Origin of the sequence: Sphingomonas paucimobilis NBRC 13935 (assembly GCF_000739895.2) — a bacterium.
Taxonomy (GTDB): domain Bacteria; phylum Pseudomonadota; class Alphaproteobacteria; order Sphingomonadales; family Sphingomonadaceae; genus Sphingomonas; species Sphingomonas paucimobilis.
Window position 1 is genome coordinate 1 of the sequence record NZ_BBJS01000080.2, and the last position, 1,360, is coordinate 1,360.

A 1,360-nucleotide genomic window follows, 5' to 3' on the forward strand; every position below is an offset into this window, starting at 1 on the left:
TGAGTAGCCCCTAGATTTCTGGACGCCTTCGATCCTAATTTTGAGGACAGGAGGCGATGATGGGTAAGCTGAATTTCAGCGAGGCCTTCAAGCGTGACGCGGTGGCCCAGATCACCGAGCGCGGGTATCCGGTAGCGGAGGTCTCGCAGCGGCTCGGGGTCAGTGCGCATTCGCTGTATGCGTGGAAGCGGCAGCTGGCGAAGGCCGTATCCGGCGATGCTGGCAAGGATGCCGAGATCCGCCAGTTGAAGCGCGAGTTAGCTCGGGTAACCGAGGAGCGCGACATCCTAAAAAAAGCCACCGCGTATTTCGCTCGGGATGCAAAGTGAGATACGCGTTCATTGCCCAGCATCGTGATCACTTTGGCGTGCGGGCAATGTGCCGCTGCCTCGCCGTGCAGCCTAGCATTTTCTATGCTTGGCAGAAGAGCCCGCTGAGCCGGCGGGCTCGGGAGGATCCTCGGCAAACGGAGCTGCTGCGGCGGGCCTGGAACGACAGTGGCAAGGTCTATGGCTACCGCAAGCTGCACGACGACCTGCTGGATCACGGCGAAACCTGCTGCCCGAACCGGGTTGCCAGATTGACCAGATTGGCGGGCATCAAGGCGCAGATCGGCTATAAGCGCCGGCCCGGCAGCCATGGCGGCAAGCCGTCCCTGGCGGTCGACAACACGCTGGACCGCCAGTTCGACGTCGCTGCGCCAGACCGGGCCTGGGTGACGGACATCACCTACATTCGCACCCTGGAAGGCTTCGTCTATCTGGCGGTCGTGATCGACCTGTATTCCCGCCGCGTGGTGGGCTGGTCGATGCAGAGCCGACAGACCACCGATGTGGTGCTGCAGGCGCTGCACATGGCGGTATGGCGGCGCAAGCCGAAGCAACGGGTGCTGATCCACTCCGACCAGGGCTCGCAGTTCACCAGCATGGAGTGGGCCACCTTCATCCGGGCTCACAATCTTGCGCACTCGATGAGCCGACGCGGCAACTGCCATGACAATGCCGTCGCCGAGAGCTTCTTCTCCTCGCTCAAGCGCGAGCGCATCCGGCGCCGCACCTATAAAACCCGCGAGGAAGCCGGCAGGACGTGTTCGATTACGTCGAGATGTTCTACAACCCTGTACGCAAGCAGGTCAGGAACGGGATGCTGTCGCCCGTCGCGTTCGAACGGCTGCAGGTTTTGAAGGCGGAAGGCGTCTAGAAAACTAGGGGCTACTCAGCTCTTTGAGGGCCATGGGGGTATCTCGTGGCGAGGCCGGGATGATACCCACGAAGATACCCCCAAAGGCAAATCGACGTCCTGGCACCGCCGGGGCGGATATGAAGCGTCCTGAGCGTCCGCGACTCGGGCCTAAGCCGCA

General features: G+C 62.2%; 1 pseudogene. It reads left to right on the top strand.

Annotated elements, in window-relative coordinates:
• Window positions 1-59: 59 nt before the first annotated feature.
• A pseudogene (locus SP6_RS19905) lies at window positions 60-1,200 on the top strand (IS3 family transposase).
• Window positions 1,201-1,360: the final 160 nt, after the last annotated feature.